Origin of the sequence: Saccharomonospora sp. NPDC046836 (assembly GCF_040645195.1) — a bacterium.
Classification (GTDB): Bacteria; Actinomycetota; Actinomycetes; order Mycobacteriales; family Pseudonocardiaceae; genus Prauserella_A.
The window spans coordinates 1-23545 of sequence record NZ_JBEYXW010000015.1 but is presented as its reverse complement, the minus strand read 5'-3'; the positions used below and the strand labels follow the sequence as shown (position 1 = coordinate 23545).

The following is a 23545-nucleotide window of genomic DNA, read 5'->3' as shown; positions in this document are numbered from 1 at the left end:
GTTCCCGGTGGTTGAGCTGGCTACCCTGAAGCGATAGCGTTTCAGGTGAGCTCACCGTTCGAGTTCCGGCGCGGTCGAGAGCGACGTCCAACGACAAGGAGGTCGGATGACGGACCCGCCCGTGACTACTGCGAGTCGTCGGACGCGGAAAACTGGAAAACCAACCGGAAACGGAGTGCGGTCGGACGATCGCGCCGTAGCCCGCGCGTGGGAGCGTTTCGCGACGGGCGATCCGACAGTGCAGGATCCACTAGTGCGGTCCGTGCGGCCGGAGATCCTGGCCTCCTGGTACAGATGCCGTGACACATACGCTGTCGATCCCACTCTCCAGGCTGCGCCGGCAGCCTCTGACAGCACCGATCACAGGCTGGATCAGGACGTCTTGCTGACCGAGCTGGGTGGGATCGCCGCCGTGGCCGGGCAGCGACTGGAACGGCAGGACGCCATCGTCGCGGTGACCGACGGTGCGGGCCGTGTCCTCGGGTCGTGGGGTGATCCCGCCGTGCGGGCCCGTGCTGAGGAGAACAACCTCGCTCCCTGGTCGGTGTGGGTCGAGCGGACCGCGGGCACCAACGGAATGGGCACGGCGCTCGAGGTCGACGGTCCCATCAGGGTCAGCGGACCCGAACACTGGTGCGAAGGCTTTCACCAGTGGGCCTGCGCAGGCGTCGCGATCCGCGACGTGGTCACGGGCTCGCCCGTCGCGATGCTCAACGTCTCCCGCTGGCGCGCCGAGATCCCAGAGCAGGTGACCTCGTGGCTGGAGACGACGGCCGCCGGCGTGGAGTCCGAGATCAAGCACCGCGCGGTCCGGGAAGCCGAGTTCATCGTCCAGCGGCTCACCGACGCCGGCAGCCGCACCAGCGGGGCTCTGGTCGCGCTCGACCTCGGCGGAAGGGTCGTCATCGCGGATGAGGTCGCTCAGTCGGTACTCGGCCTGCCGCAGGCGGCGCCGATGGTCGATCTGGCAGACCGGTGGACACCCGACATACCGGAGCTCGCCGGGTTGGTGCGGTGGGCGGCGCAGCGGTCACTCGGCCGTCCTCAGTGGACAGGCTGGGGTCGTCTCGTGACAGGCGGAGACGCGATCGTACCGCTGGGTTTCCAGCCCATCCTCGCCGCCAATCGCCTGGTCGGCATGCTCTGTGAGTTCGGCTCACAGGACGGTGAGGAATACCGCGAGCAATCCGGCGAGATCAGCGCCTCGCCGGTGCCGCAACGCGTCATCGGTGTTCGTAACGAACGGATCGTCGTGCTCGCCCCCGCGGAGATCCGGTATGCCGAAGCCGATCGCAACACGGTCTGGCTGAGTACCGATCGCGGGAAGGTGCAAGCGGCTACGCGCGGGCTCGACAACATGGAACGTGAGCTGAGCCCCTGTGGCTTTCGCCGAGTGCACCGTCGGTTTCTGGTCAACCTGCGCCGGATCGCGGAAATGGAGCGCGGGATCAAGGGTGAACTGTTACTGATCACGGACCCTCGCGCGCCGGAGTTCATCCCTGTCTCGCGCAGGCACACTCCGGAGATACGGAGGCTTCTCGGTGTCTAAAGGGCGCTTTCCCCCAGCATGGCCTTTCGTTGCCGACGGCCATCCGTTCGTGCCGGAATGCGCGCCATTAGTCGTTCATCGGTTGCCCTGACCAGCCTGAACCGGTCATCGTGGAACGGCCCGTGCCCTGGGGGCGTCGGCTCGTGACGGCGATCATGCCGGTGCCCGCCAGCAACTCAGGAGGGAGCGAACGACATGCCGGACATCACGCTGTCAGAGGCGGAGGCCGTCGTAGAAGCAGCAATGAAGAAATCGCGGGAACTGGGCACGTTGATGGACATCACGGTGGTGGACTCGGGCGGGAACCTGAAGGCGTTCGTGCGCGAGGACGGCGCCTGGCTGGGCAGCATTGACATTTCCGCCAAGAAGGCACGTACGGCGCGATTCTTCGACATGGAAACCGGGGAGATCGGCAAGCTCTCCCAACCTGGTGGGCCGCTGTACAACATCGAGGTGTCCAACGGTGGACTGATCACCTTCCCCGGGGGCGTTCCACTGCGCAACCGGAATGGTGAGGTCATCGGTGCTGTCGGTGTCAGCGGGAGCACGGTCGACAATGACCACGCTGTCGCATCGGCCGGAGCCGGCGCCCTGTCGTAACCAGCATTCTCGGCAGCCGCAGTGCTCGGCCGGGTCGCGTTCCCTGGCGCGACCCGGCCATCCGTCCAGAGATTCGCCTATGCGGCGACCATCCCATGTGGGTCGATGACGTACTTCCTCGCCGCGCCGCTGTCGAACTCGGCGTACCCGCGTGGCGCGTCGTCGAGTGAGAGCACCGTGGCGTTGACGGCCTTGGCGATCTGTGCCTTGCCGCCAAGGATCATGTTCATCAGCAGCCGGTTGTATCGCTTGACCGGACACTGGCCGGTGGTGAACGAGTGCGACTTCGCCCAGCCGAGTCCAATGCGGACGCCCAACTGACCGATCTTGGCGTTCTCGTCGACGCCGCCGGGATCGCCGGTGACATAGAGGCCGGGGATGCCCAGTGATCCACCGGCCCTGGTGATGGTCATGACGTCGTTCAGCACCGTCGCCGGCTGCTCTCCGGCGTCCCGTCCGTGCCCGCGCGCCTCGAAGCCGACGGCATCCACGGCCGCGTCGACCTCCGGCTCGCCGACGATCTGCTCGATCATGTCGGGCAGCGCGGCGGATCCCCCCCAGGTCGATGGTCTCACAACCGAAGCTGCGTGCCTGCTCGAGCCGTGCCGGAATCATGTCGCCGACGATCACGACGGACGCGCCGAGCAGCTGCGCGGCGTGTGCCGCGGCGAGGCCCACCGGACCTGCGCCGGCGACGTAGACCGTCGAGCCGGTGGTGACGCCCGCGGTGTACGCGCCGTGGTAGCCGGTCGGGAAGATGTCCGACAGCATTGTCAGGTCGAGAATCTTTTCCAGTGCCTGCTCCCGGTCAGGAAATTTGAGCAGGTTGAAGTCGGCGTAGGGAACCATGACGTACTCGGCCTGGCCACCGATCCAGCCGCCCATATCGACGTAGCCGTAGGCCGCGCCCGCACGTGCCGGGTTGACGTTGAGGCAGACTCCGGTCTTGCCCTCGTGACACATCCGGCAGCGGCCGCAGGCGATGTTGAAGGGCACCGAGCAGATGTCGCCCTGCTTGACGAACAGGACGTCCTCGCCGGCCTCCACCACCTCGCCGGTGATCTCGTGGCCGAGTGTCTGACCCACCGGCGCGGTCGTGCGGCCCCGCACCATGTGCTGGTCGCTGCCGCAGATGTTGGTGGAGACCAGTTTCAGGATGGCGGCATGTGGCGCCTTCTTCGGCAGGCCAAGGCCTTTCACCACGTCAGCGGGTAGTTCGAGCTTGGGATAGTCGATCGACTCGACCCCGACTTCTCCCGGCCCTTTGTAGACAACGACGCGGTTGGCTGGCATCGGAATCCTCCTGCCGTGTTGATGTCGCCCGCGCCTGACGCGATCCCCGGCGGGCACGTTTGGCGTCGCACGCTATTTCGCGCATGGTCGCACTGGCAAGGAACGGGGGCGGAACGGAAGTAAGTGGTTGACGAACGGCAGCCGTTCGTCAACCAACGGCTACGGCACCGATTCGGTTCAGCGTCTTCCGCCGGCCGGTGGTTGCCACGTGCCCACCGCTCGTTGCCCGAGGGCTCCCGTTCCGCACAACTTTGTTGATACCGTCAGCTGGAGCCGAATAGGCTCTCCGTCGACTACCGCAATAATGTCGCCGAACTTTTTCGAGTTCGGTCTTCGGTAACACTATTACGTACCTCGGGGTGGAGATCGGACGAGGAGGTGAGGCCGATGGCGACCGTCACGCGTGAGCTGTCCGCGTTGATCAGCGACATCGGTTTGGACAGGCAGAACAAAGCTACGCTCGGTCGGCTGCTCACCCACGGTGGCCTTGGGCATGCTGAGGTGGGGCGCAACGGGAAGATGCGTGCCCAGATCCGTATCGAGCCCGATCAGCTGATCTGGGATCCCTCCATTCTCGTCATGCCGCATGGTGGTGATCTCGAGTTGGAGCTTCTCAACGACGACACCAATACCCACTGCGCGCTCCTGCCGAGTAATGGTGACAGCCGGTGGATCTGGTTGCCTGTCTACTCGCGGGGGAAGGCCACTATCAACCTCGATGGCCCTGGCTACTACTGGTTCAGCTCCAACGTCGGCAACGACGAGGGCAGGGGGTTGTTCGGGGCGATAGTCGTGCTGGGTGACGTCCCGCCGGAGGCCCGCCTGGACCGGCCTGAGCAACCGCGCCCCTAGAAAGGACTCCGGTCATGACCGACTATGTGGACGCGCCGCCGGCTGCGAAGCTGTCCGAGTTGAGCGCAACGGTGGGGACCGCGCCCGCGGTCGCGAAAAGCGTCGACTACAAGCGAATTCTCAATGCACGCTCGGAGCCGCAGAACTGGCTCACCTACTACGGTGCCTACGATGGGCAGCGGTACAGCCCGCTGGACCAGATCAACGTGGACAATGTCAAACGGCTCGGCACCGCGTGGGTGTTCCAGTTCGGGTCGTACGGCCTGCACGCCGGCGCGTCGACCTACGCGTTCGAAGCCGCGCCTCTTGTTGTCGACGGCGTCATGTTTCTCTCGGGCTGGGACGGCTGGGTCTGGGCCATTGACGCCAAGACCGGCCAGCAGCTCTGGCAGCACAAGCACGCGATCCCGTTCGACGTGTCGTTGTGCTGCGGCAACGTGAACCGGGGTGTCGCCGTGGCGAAGGGGAAGGTCTTCGTCGCCACGCTGAACGCGCATGTGATCGCGCTGGACGCGACCACTGGCGAATGCGTCTGGGACACAGTGCACGGTGACGTGCGGGCCGGTGAAAGCGCGACCGTCGCCCCCTTGGTCGTGAAGAACATGGTCATCGTCGGCAGTTCCGGCGGGGAGTTCGGGGTACGCGGCCATCTCGACGCATACGACGTCGACACCGGAGCACGCCTCTGGCGCTGCTACACGGTTCCCAAGCCGGGGGAGCGGGGCTCGGAGACCTGGCCCTCGGACAGCCCTGCCTGGGCTCGGGGTGGCGGCAACACCTGGGTCACGGGTACCTACGACCCGGAGCTCAACCTTCTGTACTGGGGGACCGGCAACCCGGCGCCGGACTTCGACGGCGAGATCCGGCAGGGCGACAACCTGCACACCGACAGCGTGATCGCGGTGAACCCGGATACCGGTGGTATTCAATGGCACTACCAGTTCACCCCGCATGACCTGTGGGACTACGACTCCAACATGGAGAGCATCCTGTTCGAGCAGAGTGGCCGGAAGCTGCTGGCTCACTTCGACAAGAACGGCTACTTCTTCGTACTGGACCGGACGAACGGCGAGCTGGTTCGCGTGACGCCGTTCTCCGACCGGATCACCTGGGGCGAGATCAGCAACGACGGCACCGTCAAGCCGCAGATCTTCCCGGACAAGGAAGGCGAGGCCGTGCATTTCTGGCCGGGGCCCGCCGGCGCGAAGGAATGGTGCCACGCCGCCTACAGCCCCAGGACGAACATGTTCTACGTGCCGGTTCAGGACGTCGGTTCGACGGTCACGCGGCGGCGCCGGGAGTTCAAGGAGAGCATCCCTTACTGGGGCGCGAGCGTCACTGTGGACACCGACGACATGGCAGGGCAGGTCAAGGCCTTCGACGCGGCCACGAGCGAGGAAGTATGGCGGTGGAGCTGGCATCTGCCGATCTCCTCCTCAGTGCTGGCCACGGGAGGTGACCTCGTGTTCTGTGGCACGCCATCGGGCGAGCTGAACGCGTTCGATGCGCGGAGTGGCGAGCTGTTGTGGCAGTTCCAGACGGGCAGCGGACATCACAGCAGTCCGACGACCTACTCCGTCGACGGACGGCAGTACATCGCCGTGCCGGTCGGCTGGGGTTCGTGGGTCGAAGGCTTCGCACCAGGGATGATGGGAGGTCCCCACGGGGACGCGCTCTTCGTCTTCGCGCTGCCGCAGGAGTGATCGCCAGCAACACGAATTGGCGAGCGGTGCACAACATCGGCCGAGGGGAGGTGCAACAGCAATGGAACCCGTCGCCATTCGGCCCTATGCCGAGGTGTGGGAGGCCCCGGAGTTCGAAGAAGTCGGGGTCGCCCCCGAGGTCACGATGTACGTCGCCCGACTCGAGGACTAGCACGACCTGGTGGGGGCGCCGGACCGAGGACCGGCGCCCCACCGGTTTCTGCCCAGCTGCGCCAGGAAGGACGATGACGTTGTCCGGCACCGAGAGTTTCGTCGCGGCGTTACGCGCACAGTCGCAGCGCTACCACGATCAGCATCCCTTTCACGTCACGATGAACGAGGGGCGGCTGAGTAAGCACCAGGTACAGGGCTGGGTCGGCAATCGCTTCTACTATCAGGAGAACATTCCACGCAAGGATGCGGCGATCCTTGCCAACTGTCCGGAACCCGATGTACGAAGGCGCTGGATTCGGCGCATCGTCGACCACGATGGCACGGTCGGCGACGAAGGCGGCATCGAAGCGTGGCTGCGCCTTGGCGAGGCGGTGGGGCTGACGCGGAAGGAACTCGTGGACGGGCGGCACATTCTGCCCGGCGTGCGGTTCGCGGTGGACGCCTACGTGAACTTCGCCCGCACCCGGCCGTGGGTGGAGGCCGTGGCTTCGTCGTTGACCGAGCTTTTCGCACCCGACCTGATGGCCGAGCGCGTCGCGGCCTTCGAGCGTTTCTACCCGTGGATCGACAGCGCCGGTCTCGCGTACTTCCGGGCCCGCCTGCGGCAGGCGCCCCGCGACTCGGAACACGCGCTGGAAGTGGTCACCGAACGGTGCCGGTCCATTGAGGAACAGGAAAAGGCACTGGCAGCGCTGTCGTTCAAATGCGACGTCCTCTGGAGCATGCTCGATGCGATCGACCGAGCTTATCCGAACTGAAGGTAGGCCAAGGCTTTCCCGGCACGTGCGGCTGATGTTCGACCGGGTGCGCGAGCGGCATGTGCTGCTGGCCCCTGAGTCGGTGACGGTTCTCAATGCCACTGCTGCGGCCATTCTCGCGGCGTGCGATGGGCGACGGACAGCAGCCGAGATCGTGGAGGACCTCCGCGGACGGTACGACCAGGTGGCCGATGATCAGGTGCGGGATTTTCTCCTGCGCTTGACCGAAAGGGGATACGTGGAGATCGGCGATGATTAAACCATTCGGTTTACTGGCCGAACTCACCTACGCATGTCCGCTGCATTGTGCCTACTGTTCGAACCCCATCAACCTGGGGGACTACCGGGATGAACTGACCACGGAGCAGTGGCGGCGGGTGCTGGTCGAGGCCCGGGAACTGGGTGCGCTGCAGGCGCACCTGTCGGGCGGCGAACCGTTGCAGCGCCACGACATCGTGGAGATCGTCCACAGTGCTCACCGACTTGGTTTGTACACGAATCTGGTGACCAGCGGGCTCGGGCTCTCCCGGCGCCGCGCGGAGGAGCTCAGGGTCGCCGGTCTCGACCATGTGCAGATCAGCATCCAGGCCGAGGAACCGGTCGCGTCCGATCGCCTCGCCGGTCTCCGGTCCTTCGAGCGTAAGATCGCTGCGGCTCGTGTCGTGAAAGAGCTGGGGTGGCCTCTGACGTTGAACGTCGTGTTGCACCGGCAGAACATCGACAACATCGCCGGCATAATCGAGCTGGCGGAGCAGATGGCGGCCGACCGCGTCGAGCTGGCCAACACGCAGTACTACGGCTGGGCGTGGCACAACCGGCACGCGCTGCTGCCCAGCAGGGGGCAACTCGAGCGGGCGGAGAAGGCCGTACGCGCTGCGCGGGAACGACTCAAGGGGACAACGGAGCTGATCTACGTTCTTCCGGACTATTACAGCGACTATCCCAAAGCCTGTATGGGCGGGTGGGGGCAGCGGCTGCTCGCCGTAGCGCCCAACGGAGACGTCCTGCCCTGCCTTGCCGCGCACCAGCTGCCGTTGCCTCGTGCCAGTGTGCACGAGCACTCACTGCAGTGGATCTGGACGGAATCGCCGCTGTTCCAGAGTTTCCGCGGAACGGAGTGGATGCCGCAGCCGTGCCGGAGCTGCGACCGCCGCGAACTCGACTTCGGTGGCTGCCGCTGCCAGGCATTCCAGCTCACCGGCGACGCTGCCCGGACCGACCCGGTATGCCGTCTCGCACCGGAACACGGAATCGTCGCTGAGATGGTACAGGCCGCCAACGACCCCGAGCGGCCGTCTGCAGCAGCGCTCAGGTCGCGACCACATCCGGATCATTCGAGGTGAGTAGCGGTGTCGTGTCGGACTAGTGCCCCGTCGAGGAAGGCTCTGCCATGACGTCGCTGCTGATTTTCATCTCCGGAGCGGTGCTGTTGGTGTACAGCGCTGAGAAACTGGTCGGCTACCTGGTCGGGATTGCGGGCGGCCTCGGGGTTTCGCTGTTCCTGCTGTCGATCGTCTTCACCGGTATCGAGTTCGACGACATCTTTCTCGGAGTCGTACTCAATGTCGAGGATCTCGATGAGGTCGCACTCGGTATCGTTTTCGGGACTGCTCTTTCGCTGCCTGGGGTCGTGCTCGCACTCGCCGCCATCCTCACCCCGACCAAGGTCAACGTGCCGCGCGACTATCTCGCCCTTTTCGCCGCGGCTCCACTCGTGATGTTCGTGTTGGTACTGAAGGCGCCGCTCACCGTTGTCGACGGCATCGTGCTCGTGGGGCTTTTCGTCTTGTTCATCTGCTACGTCGCGATCCGAGAATCGCGTGGAAATGCGCCGGTTTTCCGCGACGCGGAACTGTACGAAGCCTACGCACTTGCCCGAACGGGCGGCGGAACCGAGGTGCCGGGAAAGGCGGCCATGCAGGTGAGCGGTGCGGCCGATGGGGGAGCACCGTCGGGTGGAGGAGCCGTGACCGGTGGAGGGGAACTGCCGGACGAAGGAACGGAGTGTCGGCGTTTCACCGATCACATGCCGTTCGCCGAAGCGCGCAGGCATTCCGGGTGGCGCGGGCTCGTGCTCGCGATTCTCGCTCTTGCGGGCCTCATTGTCGGTGCGTCGACGATGGGCATCGGAATCGAAGGGATTCTGGACACGTACGGGTTCGAGGGAACCCTGTTCGGCGCGACCATCGTCACGGTGGTGTTGACCATTGAGGACATTTTCCTCACGGTCGAACCAGCCAGGAAAGGTGCCCCCGAGATCGGTGTCGGGAACGTCATCGGCAGCGTCATCTTCTCGGTGACGGGAAAGCTCGGCATCATCCTCCTGGCCGGTGGGCTCGTGATCGGGTCGGACGTCCTGTCCTGGCATCTGCCGGCACTCATCGTTCTGACGTGGCTTGCCGCCTACTTTCTCTCCACGGGGCGGCTGCGGCGCTGGCACGGCTACCTGCTGCTGAGCCTCTACGTCGTCTACTGGGCGGTCAGCTTCGGCGTGCTGGGAACCGCTCCGGTCGAGATGGACTGACGGGCACGGCCTCAGCGCTACTCCGTGAGTACGGGATGACCCTGAGCAGTAGATCGTGGACTTCCCGGATGGTGCGGTTGGCGGGCGGCTGGGGAGGATGACCAGATGAGTCAGATGTCCCTGCCCGCGCCGACCGGTACGCATCCGGTGGGGACCACGTCCCTGCATCTACGCGACGTGTCCCGCGCCGATACCTGGGTTGCCGGTGTGAATGCGCGGGAGCTGATGATCTCCGTGTGGTATCCGGCGGCGACACCGAGCACGCACCGGGCCGGATACCTGACGCCGACGGAGTCGGACCTGCTTCTCCAGGGCGCGGGCAGCGGGGGCCTCCCGCGCGACGTGTTGAGCATGGTGCGGACCAACGCCTTCGTCGACGCTCCACCCGTGGGGCAGCGACGCAGTCTGCCCCTTGTCGTGCTGTCGCCCGGCTTCACCAAGCCCCGCGCAACGCTCACGGCTCTGGCCGAGGACCTGGCCAGTAACGGCTCCGTGGTGGTCGCGATCGATCACACCTACGAGAACGTCGCTACGACGTTCCCCGATGGCCGGGTCACCACGTGTACCGCTGGCGAAGGCATCGTCCACGATCCGGCGTTCTGGCGGAAGCTGGTGCGGGGACGGGCGGTGGATGTCTCCTTCGTACTCGACGAACTGACCGGAGATGATCCGAAGTGGACGGACGCCTGGTTGATCGACCCGTCCAGGATCGCGATGGTAGGCCACTCGGCGGGAGGCGCGAGCACGATCGCCGCCATGCTGGCCGACTCCCGCATCCACGCCGGGATCGACATCGACGGCAGCACAGACGACGCGATCCCGGACGGCGGGTTGTCGCGGCCGTTCCTGTTCCTGGGCAGGCAGGCCCAGTACGACCCAGAAACGGGAACGCCCGCCGCCGCCGGCTGGGAGCGTGAGTGGCCGCGTCTGACCGGGTGGAAACGCTGGCTGGTGGTGGCCGGCGCCGCGCATCACTCGTTCACCGACCTGGCGCCGCTGGCCGACCAGCTCGGTATCAGCCTCAGCACCGAACTGCCAGGAGACCGCTCCCTGCAGATCACGCGCAGCTACGTCCGGGCCTTCGTCGACCTGCACCTGCGCCATCGGCCGCAACCGCTGTTGACCCGACCATCGACGTGCTACCCGGAGGTCACGTTCTGCTCGCCGGGAACGAGAACCCGTTAGCAGCACGTTGGCCACGCTCACCACCACGCACAGCAGGCCCGTGATGGCCAGGGCCGGCAGCGGTCCGGATGTCACGGCGCCACCGGCGTAACCGGCGCCGACGTAGGTCGCCGTCCACGCGCACTCGGCAATGGCCGCGGCTGTCAGGTACCTGCGAGCGGGGTACCCGCTCAGCCCGGCCGCGGCGCCACCGGCCGGGCGCCCTCCGGGAACGAACCGCAGCGCGACGATCACCGGCGTGCCGTACCGGTGGAGTTGGGCGGCCGCTCGTTCCGCGATCCTGTGGAAACGCGACGGCCGCCGTGGCGTTGCCTTACGGTTGCCGAGCTTGCGCGCCGCGGCAAAGACGGTGACGTCGCCTGCCATCGTCCCGGCCAGCACGGCGAACACGAGCAGTGGCAAGGACAGCTGGCCCTGAGCGGCGAACGCCCCCGCGACCGCCACCAGCGCCGCGTTGGGAATCGCCGGCGCGGCCGTCACCGCGAACAGCGCCAGGTACGCCCAGCCCGGCATCGGTCCGGCAGCGGGGAAGCTCGGCACGTCCATCCGGTCGGGATTCCTTCCGTCAGCGCGCACCCGAGCCGCTCGGATACGGGGCAACCAGACCCGTCACCAGACTGCGGGAATGCCCCTCGGCCGACCATGGAGCCAGCCCCCGTTCGTGGTGGTGGGGCCAACCCCACCATGGATTAGCTGGGCTGGCGATGCTGCTCCGGCTGGGCACGAGCGCCCCAACCGCGTGCCTTTCGACGGTGTCGCGGCCGTGCGTTATGCGGAGATCGCTGCGGTCTGCCGTTGTTATGAGGCGCTCCTGGCCACCCGGAATGTCGAGGACTTCTCCGGCACCGGCGTGCACGTGGTCAATCCTTGGGATTCTCACACCGAGTAGGTCGGTTCCGGCAACTCTGGAGAGCAAGGGGCGGAGTTCAGATGGTGACCACGTTGACGACCAGGGAGGCGAGCACAGCCAGTGCTCGGGTTTGGTTGTAGCGGCGGGGGTCGGCGGGTGGCCGCAGGTCGGCGTAGACGGTCAGGAACAGATACGTCAGCACAGGCGCGAGCCAGTCGTTGGCGGAGAAGCCGGGCAGTCCGTCGCTGTTGAGTTGTGGCATGTTCGCCGAGATCCGCCACAGGAACACCGACCCTGCGGCGAGCACCGCGACACTCACCACGTCCAGCCACGCCCCGCGCGGCAGCCGCCACGCTGCCGCGCCCAGTGCGAGGACACCGGTGATCGCTGCGGTCAGCGCTATGTGGCCAACGCTGAAGGTTCCTGCTGTCACAACGGCCTCCTTGTTCGCGCAGGGGGCCTAACCATGATTGCACCGATTGGTGGTGTGGTTCGACGAGCTGGACCAGCAGTAGTGTCGGCCGAATGCGGCTGGGCATCGCTCATCATCTCGGTTGGGCAGTGGCAGTCACGGCTACGGCCGACCACCAGGTCGTGGACCGCAGGCGGATCGAGCTGATCGAACCCGGCATGCCGACGGCACCGATCGAACACGAGGGCAGACCTCTCGACGATGCCGCCACGGCGGCGCTGGACCAGCTCGCCACAGCACTGCCCCGCCAGGTCCTGGCCGAGCTCGCGTACCCACGTGGCTGGGCAGTCCACCTCCATGACAGGGAGGTGGAGGGCCAGGCGGCCGGCGTCCTCGGTGACCGGGCCAACGAGGTGCTTCATGGCGGGCTGAGCGTCGCGCCGAGCCGTCAGCTCGATCCGCCGGCGCGGTCGCCGAGGCTGTGCGCCACGTCTGCCACCACCAGGGCTGATCGTGCCTCCAGGGCAGCTGAAGGTTCGCGGAGGTCGAGTCCGGACAGGTCCTCGATACGCCTGAGCCGCTGGCTCACTGTGTTGGGGTGCAGGGTCAGCGCGCGGGCCGTCGCCTGCCGGTCAAGGCCGTTGGCCAGGTGGGTGCGCAGGGTCTGCACCAGCGAGGTGCCGTGCGCGTCGTCGTGCCGGATGAGGGGACCGATGGTGCGTTCGGCATAGGCCACTAACGGGGCAGGGTCGTCGAGCTGGAGCAGGAGACCAGCGACGCCGAGGCCGTCGAGAGTGATGACACCGCCCGCGCCGGTGTCGCGTTCGGCGATGGCAAGGGCACCTCGGGCGGTGCGGTAGGCCTCGGCGAACCCGTGTTCGGTGGTGTCGGACACGGCGACGGCCGCCGAGACGACGCCGCTGGTGGCGGTTACGGCGCGATGCATGGCGTCGGCAGCCTGTGGGCCGGCTGCCGGGGCCGGCCAGAGCGCCACGATCGCGTCCCGATGGGTCGCCACCAGAGGCCGTGGACTCACGCTGGAGGCGAGGCGGGTCGCTTCCCCGACAGCCCGCCGGGTGACCTTGGCCGGATCCGTCCCTGGCGCTGTTGTCAGGTGGGTGACGAGGGCGCGATGCGGGCGGGCGAGGTCGTGGCCGAGCAGACGTGCCCGGTGTTGCAGGACCGGGTTCCGTGGGTCGGCTCCGCCGAGCAGTTCGGCTAGCAGCTCGCCGCGCAGGTTCTGCTCGACCTCGATCGCGGTGCGCCGGCGCAGCAGCTCCAGCGACAGCACTACCGACGCGTGTTCCAGCGCGCGACGGTCCAAAGCGGACAGACCGAGGGGGCGAGAGGGAAGCCAGACCCGCGCCACTATCTCGCCGGACAGCAGCACATCGGTGACGACGTGGCCGTCGTGCTCGCGTACGAGTTCGGAGGCCGCCGCAGGCGCGGCAGGCGGGGTCAGCGGGGTTCCGGCGGCGGCAAGGATGTCGCCTCGGGCCTCCTGCAGTACGACGGGGGTGTCGAGCAGATCGTGCAGGGCCTCGGCGATGCCTGCCACGCCGCCGGCGCGGACCGCGACCCGCAGCAGTCGCTCGTGGATTTCCTCGGAGCGGGTCACCAGCTCGTGCTGGCGGCGCAGGTCGTCGACCAGCCGGGCGGAGGTGATGGCGATCGCCGCGTGCTCGGCGAGCAGTTGCAGACGTTCGGTCTCCTCGGCGCCGAAGTCGTGGACCTCGGACCGGTAGCTGTTCAGTGTCCCGATCACCCCGGCCGCCGTGACGAGCGGGACCGACAGCATCGAGCGGTAGTCCTGGTCGTGAGCGACGCCGCCCCAGATGAACCCGGGTTCGCGGCCGATGTCGGAGACCGCGCACGGCTGTCCCGAGCGGTAGGCGCGGCTCGACGGCGCTTCGGAGCGCGCATCGCCGCCCAGCCGCACCGGCCGGTCGGTGTTGATCCGGGCGACGTAGGTCTCGCTCAGCCCGCTCCATCCCGCGATGACAAGGTTGGTCTCATCGGCATCGGGCACCAGGACCCCGCAGAAGTCCAGGGCGAGCAGCTCCCTGGCAGTGGAGGCGACGAGGTCGAGCACGTCGCGCAGTCCCCGTTCCGAGTTCACCGCGGAGGTCAGGGTGCCGATCGCGGTCAGCCAGGCCCGCAGGTCCTCGTCTTCGCTCACCGGGCGAATGTCCCACAAAACATAAAATCCTGCAAAGAGTGTTCGACAAGCCATATGCAGGACGTCGACGCTTGACGACACTTCATCTCGACCCGCACCGGAGCAGAAAGGGCCGTCAATGTCGACGACGACCGCTACGCCCACCACCCCGTCCTCCTCACCGGCGACGGACGGCGGCCGGCCGGTCATCGATCCGGCGACCGGCACGGTGATCCGGATCGTGTCCGACAGCAGCCTCGCCGAAGTCGACGCCGCTGTGGAGCGTGCTCGCGCCGCGCTGCATGCAGGGGAGTGGCCTTCGCTGACCCGCACCGCGCGCGGCCGGCTGCTGCTGCGCGTTGCCGACGTGATCGAGGCGGCGGCCGGGGAGCTCTACAGGCTGGAAACCCGCAACAACGGGCGGCCGGTCACGGAGACCCGCGCTCAGCTGTCCCGGGTGCCCGAGTGGTTCCGCTACAACGCGGGCCTGCTCGCCGCGCAGCGTGATGCGGTGCTGCCCTCCGACGGCCCCTACCTGACCTATCAGCGGCGTGCGCCGCTGGGCGTGTGCGGGATCATCACGCCGTTCAACCACCCGCTGCTGATACTGGCCCGTAGCTTGTCGGCAGCGCTCGCCACCGGGAACACCGTGGTGGTCAAGCCATCGGAGACCACGCCACTGTCCACTTTGGCGCTCGCAGAGTTGCTGACCGAGGCGCAGGTCCCGGACGGCGTCGTCAATGTCGTCACCGGCGGCCGGGAGGTCGGGGAGCGGCTCACCGGCCATCCCCACATCGCCAAGATCACCCTCACCGGGGGCACCGAGGCAGGCCGTGCCGCGGCCGTGGCCACCGCACACCGCTTCGCACGGGTCACCGCCGAACTCGGCGGCAAGACCCCGATCGTCGTCTTCGACGACATCGAGCCCGAGGTCGCCGCCGAGGGCGCGGCCTTCGCCGCCTTCGTGGCAGCGGGTCAGTCCTGCGTCGCCGGCTCACGGTTCCTGGTGCACCGATCGACCTACGACCGCTTCGTCCAGGCACTGGCCCGGCGTGCCGATGCCATCCGGATCGGTGACCCGTCGGACCCCGCCACCCAGCTCGGCCCCCTGGTCAGCGCTGCGCAGCGCGATCGCGTGCTCGACCTGATCACCGCCGGACGGGAGGAAGGCGCCAGGGTGGCCGCGGGCGGCGGCGTGCCCGAGCTCGCCGCTCCGCTGGACGGCGGCTTCTTCGTGCAGCCCACCGTGCTCGCCGATGCCACGATGGCGATGCGGGTGGCGCGCGAGGAGATCTTCGGCCCGGTCGCCGTCGTCGTTCCGTTCGACGACGAAGCCGACGCGATTGCGAAGGCCAACGACAACCGCTTCGGCCTCGGCGCCGGGGTGTGGACCAGGGACCTCGCCCGCGGCCACCGCGTGGCCGACCGCATCCAGGCCGGGATGGTCTGGGTGAACGACCATCACCGCCTCGAACCGTCGTTGCCGTGGGGTGGCATCAAGGAGTCCGGCACCGGGCGCGATGCCGGGACCGAATCCTTCGACGACTTCACCTGGCTCAAGACCGTCGTCGTGCGCACGGCCGCCGACGACGTCGACTGGTACGGCACCGGCACCCCGGGCCGCCTCAACTGATCCGCAATCGACCTTCGGCGAAGGAGCCGTTCATGTCGAGTTCTTCGGCCGCGGCGCCCGGCACCTGGCGCACCGTCATCACCCGCACCCAATGGCTGGTGCTGGCCGGCACGACCATGGGCTGGGCCCTCGACGGGTTCGCCGGGAGCCTCTACGCACTGATCCTGAGCCCTGCGATGACCGAGCTGCTCCCGAACAGCGGTATCGAGGCCGGTCAGGGAACGATCGGGCTCTACGGCGGTCTCACCGTGGCGCTGTTCCTGTTCGGCTGGGGCACCGGCGGGATCCTGTTCGGGATCCTTGCCGACTACTTCGGCCGGGTCCGTGTGCTGTCGGCCGGCATCGTGACCTACGCGGTGTTCACGGCGCTCGCCGCGTTCGCCGACACCTGGTGGCAGCTGGGCCTGCTGCGCTTCATCGCCGGTCTGGGATCCGGGGTGGAGGCACCCGTGGGTGCCGCCCTCGTCGCCGAGGTGTGGCGCAACCGCTACCGCGCCCGCGCCTGTGGCGTGATGATGTCGGGCTACGCGATGGGCTTCTTCATCGCCGCCCTGTCCTACGCCATCCTCGGCGACTACGGCTGGCGGCTGATGATGGGCATCGCCGTCCTGCCTGCGCTGCTGGTCTACTTCATCCGCCGGCACGTCCCCGAGCCGCCGGAGATCCAGGGCTCGATCGCCGCCCGCCGCGTCCGCCGTGCCCGTGGACACCGCGCCGAGCAGGACCGGTTCGTGCTCGTCCGGCTGCTCACCCCGCCGCTGCTGAGCCGCACACTGGTCGGCACCGCACTGGCCACCGGCTCGCTCGTCGCGTTCTGGAGTGTGTCGACCTGGTACCCGCAGATCATCCGCCAGGTCTCGGCTGCCGCGGATCTGGCACCGGACATTGCGAACTCCCGGGTCGCGGTCGCGTCGATGCTGTTCAACGCCGGTGGCATCCTCGGCTACGCGACGTGGGGTTTCCTGGCCGACTGGATCGGGCGTCGTGGTGCGTTCGTCACGAGCTTCGTGATCTCCGCGCTGAGCGTGGGGTTCCTGTTCCCGTTCGAGCACAACTGGGGCACCTTCCTGCTGGTCATCCCGGTGGCGGGGTTCGGGCTCTACGGGGCACTGTCGGGAATCCTGGTCTACGGCCCCGAGCTGTTCCCGCCGTCGGTTCGTGCCACGGGTATGGCCCTCTACAACGGGATCGGCCGCTACATCACCGCGGCAGGTCCGCTGGTCGCAGGCGTCATCGCCGCGTCCTGGTTCGGCGGCGACCTCGGCCTCGCCACGACCTGCGTCGTCGCCGTCGGGCTGCTGGGCGCGATCGGGCTGTTCTTCGCCCCCGAGACCCGCGGCAAGGCGCTGCCCGCCGACCCCGATCCTCCCGCGGTCGAATCCGGTCGCGACGCCGCCATGAGTTCCGAGGAGAAGATCTGATGACCCCCTACACGGGCGCCCGTGCCGCCGTCATCGGCGGCTCCATCGGTGGGCTGACCACCGCACTCCTGCTGCGCGACCTCGGTTTCGAGGTCGACGTCTTCGAACGGACCCCGACCCCGCTCGACGGTCGCGGCGGCGGGATCGTCCTGCAGCCCGACACCGTCCGCTGGTTCGCCGAGCGCAGCGACCAGAACCCGGAGGCCCTGTCGACCGCCACCGAGTACGTCCAGTACCTGGGGCAGGACAACGAGATCGTGCACCGCGACCGGCGGCGCTGGAACTACACCTCGTGGGGCACCTTCTACCGAGCGCTGCTGGCCGACTTCGGCACCGACCGCTACCACCTCGGCGAGTTCGCCTGCGGCGTTGCCCAGGAGGACAGGGCAGCAACCGTGCGGTTCGTCAGCGGCAGGCGCGCCGAGGCGGACCTGGTCGTGTTCGCCGACGGCATCTCCTCGGTCGGCAGACGGCTGCTCGACCCGGCCGCGACGCTGGAGTACTCGGGCTACGTCGGCTGGCGCGGCACGGTGCCCGAGCATCAGCTCGTCCCGGAGATCCGTTCGCTGCTGGGCAACGCGATCTCCTACAGCGTCGTTCCGCATTCGCACATCACGGTCTACCCGATCCCGGGGGAGGATGGCACCGGTCCGCAGGACCGGCTGATGAACTACGTCTGGTACCGCAACGTGGCGGCCGGGAGCGAGCTCGCCGAGATGCTGATCGACAAGCGCGGCTTCTCCGCGACGGTGTCGCTGCACCCGGGCCTGGTCCAGGACCGCTACGTCGACGAGATGCGCGAGACCGCCGCGGCGATACTGGCCCCGGCCGCCGCGGCGGTCGTCACCGCGACCGAACAGCCGTACCTCCAGGTCGTCGCAGACGTCCGTTCGGCACGGATGGCCGACGGTCGCATCGCATTGCTCGGCGATGCGGCCTCCGCCGCGCGACCGCACGCCGCGGCCGGCACCGCGAAGGCCGCGGCCAACGCGTGGGCGCTGGCCGACGCCCTCACCGACGCCGACGGCGACATTCCCGCCGCGCTGCGCAAGTGGGAGCCCGCCCAGCTGGAGCTCGGCTCCCAGCTGCTCGACCGCGTCAAGGACATGGGCGAGCGCTCCCAGTTCCACAACACCTGGACCCCCGGCGACCCGAGCCTGCGCTTCGGCCTCTACGGACCCGGCCGCTGACCGGCCTCGATCACACTCGAAGGGAACATGACCATGACCGACAGCACCGACAGCACCGACACCGCCTTCCTGTCCGACCTGCCGTTGGCCGGAACCCTGATCGCCTCCGACTTCGAGGGCTGGAGCCCGCAGCTGCGTGCCGAGTTCGACGAGCACGCCCACGATGGGAAGGTCGGCTCCCGGCTGCTCAGCGAGAACGACCGCGTCCGGGTGTGGGAGATCCGCCTGGCCCCCGGTGAGCGCTGGCATGCCCACCGCCATGTCCTCGACTATTTCTGGACCGCGGTGAACGGCGGCCGCAGCCGCCAGCACACCAGCGACGGCACCACCCGCGAGGTCTCCTACTCGGCAGGGGAGACCCGGCACTTCACCTTCGCCGAGGGGCAGTACCTCCTGCACGACATCGAGAACGCCGGCGACACCGATCTCGTGTTCACCACCGTCGAGCACCTCGACAGCGCCAACTCGCCGCTGCCGCTGGCGGCGCGATGATCGGGGCGCTGGCCGAAGGGCCGATCGACGTGCACGCCCACTGGCTGCCCAACGAGTTGTTCGAGCTGCCGCCGGGTGCGCCGTACGGGCCGCTGCGGGACCGGGACGGGGAGCTCTACCTCGGCGAGATCCCGTTGTCGATCGCGACCAGGGCGATGAGTGACGTTCCGGCCATTCGCGACGACATGGCGGCCGCCGGTATCGGGGTGCGGGTGATCTCGGCGCCGCCGTTCGCGTTTCCCGTTGCCGGGCCCGCAGCCGGCTACGTGACAGCGTTCAACGACGCACTTGCCACCGTGGTGGGGGAGTCGGCGGGCGCGCTGGCCGGGTTGGGGCTGGTCCCGCTCGACAGCGCGGCATCGGTCTCGGCCCACCTGGAGCGGCTCGCCGGACTGCCCGGCATCGCCGGTGTCGCGATCCCGCCGCTGTTGGGCGGGGAGTCGCTCGACCGCGGGGTGCTGCACCATGTCCTCGTCGAGTGCGCCCGCCTCGACCTGGCCGTGCTCGTGCACCCGATGCAGCTTCCGCGTCCGGAGTGGAGCGCGCACTACCTGGCCAACCTGATCGGGAACCCGGTCGAGACCGCCACCGCGGTGGCGGCACTGCTGCTCGGTGGGATCCGCGAGCAGCTCCCCACCTTGCGGATCTGCTTCGTGCACGGTGGCGGTTGCACACCAGGCATCCTCGGCCGCTGGGACCACGGTTGGCGCACCCGGCCCGATGTTCGCCGCCACTCCACCCGCCCACCCGGAGAGCTCGTGCGCGGGCTCTGGTTCGACACCGTCACCCACGACCCGCAGCTTCTGGACCTGCTCACTGAGCGGGCAGGCAAGGAGGCGGTGGTCTGCGGCAGTGACTACCCGTTCGACATGGCACAGCGCGACCCGCTGGGGTTCGCGACCAGCGGGGGTCTCGACGCTCGCGTGCTCACGGCCAACGCCCGAGCCTTCCTCGGAGTGCGGCCCTAGCGTCCCGGCCCCATAGCAGCCACAGAGAGGTGTGTTGCATGAACAACAGACGTTCGAGCAGGGTGATCGCGGTGGTGCTCGCCGCGATCACCCTGGGAATCTCCGGGTGCGCGGCGGGGTTGGGAGGCCCGCCGTCGTCACGAACTCCGCGAGAGGGGGTCGTGCGGTTCACCTTCGCCCCGGACCCGATCTGGGACTACATGCGGGACGAGGGCATCCTCGAGGAGTTCGAGCGCGAGCGGGGCCTGCGCATCGAGACCTCGGCGACCTGGGACGAGTTCGGCTTGTTCGCAGGCGGCCACGCCGACATCATCTCCTCGGCGTCGTTCGAAGTACCGGACCTGCAGGAGCAGACAGGCCGGGAGACTGTGATCATCGGCCGCTACAACACCGAGCGCAGCCGCCTGCTCGTCCGGGCCGGCGATCCCGCGCGGACACTGGAGGACCTGCGCGGCCGGCGCCTCGGCGTCTTCACGACAGTGTCCGGGACGCTGGTGTGGGCCGGTCTGGCGCGGCAGATGCACGACATGGACCTTGTCGGCGCGGACGGCGCTGCCGACATCGACCTGATCGTCGCCGACATCCAGAACCTGTCCGGGCTGCTCGCGCGCGGCGAGATCGACGCGTGCATCTGCTACCCGGATCTGTCGGTGCACGAACAGCGCGAGGGCAGCGTCCGCCCGCTCTACAATGGACGGTCCTCGGCCGACCTTTTCGCCGAGCTGAACGCACCCGGGCACGTCGGCCCGATGGGCAACGTCTTCGTCGCGGAACGGGGATGGGCGCAAGCCCACCCTGCCGAGATCGAGGCGTTCCTGGATCTGTGGGACCGGGGGCTGGCCGAGTGGCGGGACCACCGCGCGGAGATCATCGCCCGCTACCCGCAGCACTTCGCCGTGCAAGCCCCGCAGGACGTCGCATGGATCACCGACTACGTCACCGAACACGACTGGGTGGTCGACGAGGTCCGGTTCGACGGACGCTGGGCCGCGGACGAGTCGCAGGTTTTCGACCTGCTGCACCGCACCGGTGTCATCGCCGACGAGGTGACCGCCCCGGCGTTCCGCACCGAGGAGGCCGTGCGATGACGCTCCTGTCCGGAACGCGTCCCAGCGCCGCGACCCCACGCCGGTCCCGCCGGCGTGCGGTCGCACCCGGCCCGTCGCGTGCACTGGTGTCCGGAATCGCCATCGCCGCCGCACTGGTGAGCTGGTGGCTGTTCGCCCGCGTCATCGACGACTCCGTGGTGCCCGGCCCGGTCGACGTCGGTGCCCGTGTCGCCGAGATCGTCATCTCCGGTGACGCCGCGGTCAACTTCGCGTCCAGCATCGGCAAGATCCTCGCCGGGTTCGGTATCGCGCTGATCCTGGGCATCCCGATCGGGTTCGCGATGGGCCGAAGCCGGTTCCTGACCGGCTACTTCTCACTGCCGCTGTTCCTGCTCGGCAACCTGCCCGGCCTGGTCTACGCCGTCTTCGGACTGGTCGTGTTCGGGGTCGGGGCAACGGGGCCGATCGTGGTCTCGGCGCTGGTCTCGATCCCGTTCGTCGCCCTCAACGTCTCCGAGGGAGTCCGCTCGGTCGACGGCGCGCTGCTCGCCATGTGCCGGGCATTCGGCCGAACCCCGGCACAGGTCGCGCGGCACCTGTACGTGCCGGCGCTGACCGGGTTCGTGTTCACCGGCATCCGCTACGGCTTTGCGATGGCCTGGAAGGTCGAGGCCCTCACCGAGGTGTTCGGCGCCCGTGACGGCGTCGGGTTCATGATCCGCCGCGCCTACCAGGAGTTCGACGTGGTCGGGATGCTCGCGTGGACCGCCCTGTTCGTCATCACGATGGTGCTGATCGAGCGGGGGCTCGGCCTCGCGGAGCGCCGCCTGTTCGCCTGGCGAAAGGACCTTCGATGACCGCCCCTGCCAGTACCCGAGTGCCCGCGCTACTGCGCCGCCACGGAACCGGGATGCTCGCCGTCACCGCCGCGGTCGCGTCCATCTTCGCGGCCTGGCAGCTGCTGGCCCTCGCAGGTGACCGCGTCCCCAGCCTGGCCGACACCGTCGCCCGCCTGGCCGCCGAGCACGCCGACGGGCAGCTCATGGCCAACTTCGCGGTCAGCATGAACCGGTTCCTGCTCGGGATGGCGCTCACGCTCGTGGTCGGCGTCGTCCTCGGCGTGGTGATGGGGCGCTCGCGGTGGGCCGAACTGGCACTCACCGACCTCACGATGGCCGCCCTCGCGGCACCCGCCGTCATCTGGGCGCTACTGACGACGATGTGGTTCGGCTTCGGCTGGCTCACCCCCGTCGTCACGGTGTTCCTGGCCGGGCTGCCGTTCGTGATCGTCAACGTGGTCAAAGCGGTGCAGGCGGTGCCGGGTGAGCTGATCCTCATGTCGCGCGCGTTCGGCGTCTCGCGCGCCGAGGTGCTGCGTCACGTCATCGCCCCCGCCGTCGCCGGATCGACGGTCGCGGCAGTCCGCTTCTCGATCATGAGCGCGTGGAACGGGCTCCTGCTCGCGGAGTGGTTCGGCTCCACCTCGGGCGTCGGGTGGCGCTCCCGCTACTGGTACGACGCAAACCAGCTCGACGGCTTCCTCGCCTGGGTGCTCGTGTTCGTGCTGTTCCTCATCCTCGTCGACCAGGTCATCCTCGGCCCGGTCGAGCGCGCCGCAACACGCTGGCGCTCCCTCTGACCCGACCGAGCGACCGAAAGGCAAGACCCGTGGCCTCCATCGAGATCACCGACCTCGTCAAGACCTTCCACGACCGGGCAGGCAGGCCCACCCGCGTACTGGACGGCATCGACCTCACCATCAGCGGCGAGACCTTCGTGTCCGTCGTCGGTCCCTCCGGCAGCGGCAAGACGACCCTGCTCAACATCGTCTCCGGCATCGAGTCGCTCACCTCGGGCTCCGTGCGCCTGCGGGCCGGGGACCGCGACGCCCACGTCGGCTACGTCTTCCAGGACCCGCGGCTGCTGCCGTGGCGCACGGTCATGCAGAACATCGGCTTCGTGCAGCGCGACCGGTCGGGCTGGGAAGAACGAGCCCACCACTATCTCGATCTGGTCGGGCTCGCGGAGCTCGGCGACCGCTTCCCGGCCCAGCTATCCGGCGGCCAGCAGCAGCGCATCGGGATCGCGCGGGCGTTCTCCGTCGAACCGGACGTGCTGCTCATGGACGAACCGTTCAGTCATCTCGATGCGATGACCTCGCGCTCGTTGCGCGAGCACCTGGAGCGCATCTGGCTGGAGTCGCGCCGCACCGTCATGTTCGTGACCCACGACGTCACGGAGGCCGTGCAGCTGTCCGACCGGATCGTCGTGCTCGCCCCAGGCGGGCGGATCCACGAGATCATCGACGTCGACCTTCCCCGGCCCCGCCGCGCGTCCGACCAAGCCGTCGCCGCCCTGCAGGCCGAGGTACTCGCCCGGTTCGAGGTATTGGAGGCGGTGTGAGCAGGCCCCTCGATCGCTACGGAGTGACGAGTCCAGTCTGGTAGGCGATGACGACCAGTTGCGCACGGTCGCGGGCACCGAGTTTCACCATGGCATGGCTGACGTGCGTGCGGGCGGTGGCTGGGCTGAGGAAGAGTTCCGCGCCGATCTCGTCATTGCTCATGCCCTGACCGACGAGCGCCAGGACCTCGCGTTCCCGTTCGGTGAGGACGGCGAGCCGATGCTCGGCGGCCTTGCTGGCTGTTCGTTGTGCGGTGAACTGGGCGATGAGACGGCGTGTGATGCGCGGCGCGAGTAGCGACTCTCCGGCAGCGACCACGCGGATGCCGTG

The 23545-nt window shown here is 68.1% G+C and carries 22 protein-coding genes and 2 pseudogenes; 19 read left to right on the top strand and 5 right to left on the bottom strand.

From position 1 onward, the window contains the following. The first annotated feature begins 382 nt into the window (after positions 1-382). Together ABZ863_RS18275 and ABZ863_RS18270 are read left to right on the top strand one after the other, a co-directional pair. Complete coding sequence (locus ABZ863_RS18275) at positions 383-1549, top strand: LytTR family transcriptional regulator DNA-binding domain-containing protein (RefSeq protein WP_358536849.1); 1167 nt, start codon at positions 383-385, stop codon at positions 1547-1549. Positions 1550-1744: 195 nt separating this feature from the next. Further along, complete coding sequence (locus ABZ863_RS18270; RefSeq protein ID WP_358536847.1) at positions 1745-2149, top strand: heme-binding protein; 405 nt, start codon at positions 1745-1747, stop codon at positions 2147-2149. A 77-nt stretch (positions 2150-2226) separates the two neighbouring features. Here the strand turns inward: ABZ863_RS18270 and fdhA are convergent. Beyond that, positions 2227-3442, bottom strand: a pseudogene (fdhA, locus tag ABZ863_RS18265) (formaldehyde dehydrogenase, glutathione-independent). A gap of 387 nt (positions 3443-3829) precedes the next feature. Here fdhA and ABZ863_RS18260 point away from each other — a divergent pair. From ABZ863_RS18260 to ABZ863_RS18225, 8 genes are all read left to right on the top strand, one after another. Further along, on the top strand, positions 3830-4294 hold the full coding sequence (locus ABZ863_RS18260; protein ID WP_358536844.1) for an MSMEG_3727 family PQQ-associated protein: 465 nt from the start codon (positions 3830-3832) through the stop codon (positions 4292-4294). A 14-nt stretch (positions 4295-4308) separates the two neighbouring features. Beyond that, complete coding sequence (locus ABZ863_RS18255) at positions 4309-5997, top strand: PQQ-dependent dehydrogenase, methanol/ethanol family (protein ID WP_358536842.1); 1689 nt, start codon at positions 4309-4311, stop codon at positions 5995-5997. Between the two features lie 61 nt (positions 5998-6058). Further along, entirely contained in the window at positions 6059-6169 is a 111-nt protein-coding gene (gene pqqA / locus ABZ863_RS18250) for a pyrroloquinoline quinone precursor peptide PqqA (protein WP_358536840.1), read from the top strand. Between the two features lie 73 nt (positions 6170-6242). Then, a complete protein-coding gene (pqqC, locus tag ABZ863_RS18245) occupies positions 6243-6929 on the top strand; it encodes a pyrroloquinoline-quinone synthase PqqC (protein ID WP_358536837.1) in 687 nt (228 codons plus the stop codon). Further along, positions 6901-7188: a pyrroloquinoline quinone biosynthesis peptide chaperone PqqD gene (gene pqqD / locus ABZ863_RS18240; protein ID WP_358536834.1), complete on the top strand. Its 288-nt coding sequence runs from the start codon at positions 6901-6903 to the stop codon at positions 7186-7188. The genes pqqC and pqqD overlap by 29 nt, the downstream gene beginning before the upstream one ends. Further along, positions 7181-8272: a pyrroloquinoline quinone biosynthesis protein PqqE gene (gene pqqE, locus ABZ863_RS18235; protein ID WP_358536831.1), complete on the top strand. Its 1092-nt coding sequence runs from the start codon at positions 7181-7183 to the stop codon at positions 8270-8272. The genes pqqD and pqqE overlap by 8 nt, the downstream gene beginning before the upstream one ends. Before the next feature lie 47 nt (positions 8273-8319). Next, positions 8320-9453, top strand: coding sequence for a sodium:proton exchanger (locus tag ABZ863_RS18230; RefSeq protein ID WP_358536828.1), 1134 nt, complete (start codon positions 8320-8322; stop codon positions 9451-9453). A gap of 105 nt (positions 9454-9558) precedes the next feature. Then, positions 9559-10638: an alpha/beta hydrolase gene (locus tag ABZ863_RS18225; RefSeq protein ID WP_358536825.1), complete on the top strand. Its 1080-nt coding sequence runs from the start codon at positions 9559-9561 to the stop codon at positions 10636-10638. A 99-nt stretch (positions 10639-10737) separates the two neighbouring features. On the opposite strand, the pseudogene ABZ863_RS18220 reads toward ABZ863_RS18225, so the two are convergent. The 3 genes and pseudogenes from ABZ863_RS18220 to ABZ863_RS18210 form a co-directional block, all read right to left on the bottom strand. Then, positions 10738-11151: pseudogene (locus ABZ863_RS18220) on the bottom strand (VTT domain-containing protein); the annotation flags it as partial. Between the two features lie 413 nt (positions 11152-11564). Beyond that, entirely contained in the window at positions 11565-11921 is a 357-nt protein-coding gene (locus tag ABZ863_RS18215; protein WP_358536823.1) for a hypothetical protein, read from the bottom strand. A gap of 427 nt (positions 11922-12348) precedes the next feature. After that, a complete protein-coding gene (locus ABZ863_RS18210) occupies positions 12349-14079 on the bottom strand; it encodes a GAF domain-containing protein (protein ID WP_358536820.1) in 1731 nt (576 codons plus the stop codon). Positions 14080-14197: 118 nt separating this feature from the next. On the opposite strand from ABZ863_RS18210, the gene ABZ863_RS18205 reads away from it, so the two are divergent. The 9 genes from ABZ863_RS18205 to ABZ863_RS18165 are packed head-to-tail and all read left to right on the top strand — an operon-like array spanning position 14198 to position 23214. Beyond that, positions 14198-15691, top strand: a complete 1494-nt coding sequence (locus ABZ863_RS18205) for an aldehyde dehydrogenase (RefSeq protein WP_358536817.1) — start codon at positions 14198-14200, stop codon at positions 15689-15691. 32 nt (positions 15692-15723) lie between these two features. Beyond that, positions 15724-17112, top strand: a complete 1389-nt coding sequence (locus ABZ863_RS18200) for an MFS transporter (protein ID WP_358536815.1) — start codon at positions 15724-15726, stop codon at positions 17110-17112. Next, on the top strand, positions 17112-18302 hold the full coding sequence (locus ABZ863_RS18195; RefSeq protein ID WP_358536813.1) for an FAD-dependent monooxygenase: 1191 nt from the start codon (positions 17112-17114) through the stop codon (positions 18300-18302). The genes ABZ863_RS18200 and ABZ863_RS18195 overlap by 1 nt, the downstream gene beginning before the upstream one ends. Before the next feature lie 33 nt (positions 18303-18335). Next, positions 18336-18794: a hypothetical protein gene (locus ABZ863_RS18190; protein ID WP_358536810.1), complete on the top strand. Its 459-nt coding sequence runs from the start codon at positions 18336-18338 to the stop codon at positions 18792-18794. Further along, a complete protein-coding gene (locus ABZ863_RS18185; protein WP_358536808.1) occupies positions 18791-19762 on the top strand; it encodes an amidohydrolase family protein in 972 nt (323 codons plus the stop codon). The genes ABZ863_RS18190 and ABZ863_RS18185 overlap by 4 nt, the downstream gene beginning before the upstream one ends. A gap of 38 nt (positions 19763-19800) precedes the next feature. Then, positions 19801-20850, top strand: coding sequence for an ABC transporter substrate-binding protein (locus ABZ863_RS18180; protein ID WP_358536806.1), 1050 nt, complete (start codon positions 19801-19803; stop codon positions 20848-20850). Then, positions 20847-21668 (top strand): ABC transporter permease subunit, encoded by an 822-nt coding sequence (locus tag ABZ863_RS18175; protein WP_358536804.1) that lies wholly within the window; start codon positions 20847-20849, stop codon positions 21666-21668. The genes ABZ863_RS18180 and ABZ863_RS18175 overlap by 4 nt, the downstream gene beginning before the upstream one ends. After that, positions 21665-22450, top strand: coding sequence for an ABC transporter permease subunit (locus tag ABZ863_RS18170; RefSeq protein WP_358536800.1), 786 nt, complete (start codon positions 21665-21667; stop codon positions 22448-22450). The genes ABZ863_RS18175 and ABZ863_RS18170 overlap by 4 nt, the downstream gene beginning before the upstream one ends. Before the next feature lie 29 nt (positions 22451-22479). Beyond that, on the top strand, positions 22480-23214 hold the full coding sequence (locus tag ABZ863_RS18165; protein WP_358536797.1) for an ABC transporter ATP-binding protein: 735 nt from the start codon (positions 22480-22482) through the stop codon (positions 23212-23214). Between the two features lie 16 nt (positions 23215-23230). Here ABZ863_RS18165 and ABZ863_RS18160 read toward each other — a convergent pair. After that, a partial coding sequence (locus tag ABZ863_RS18160) for a response regulator transcription factor (protein ID WP_358536795.1) occupies positions 23231-23545 on the bottom strand: 315 nt, incomplete at its 5' end.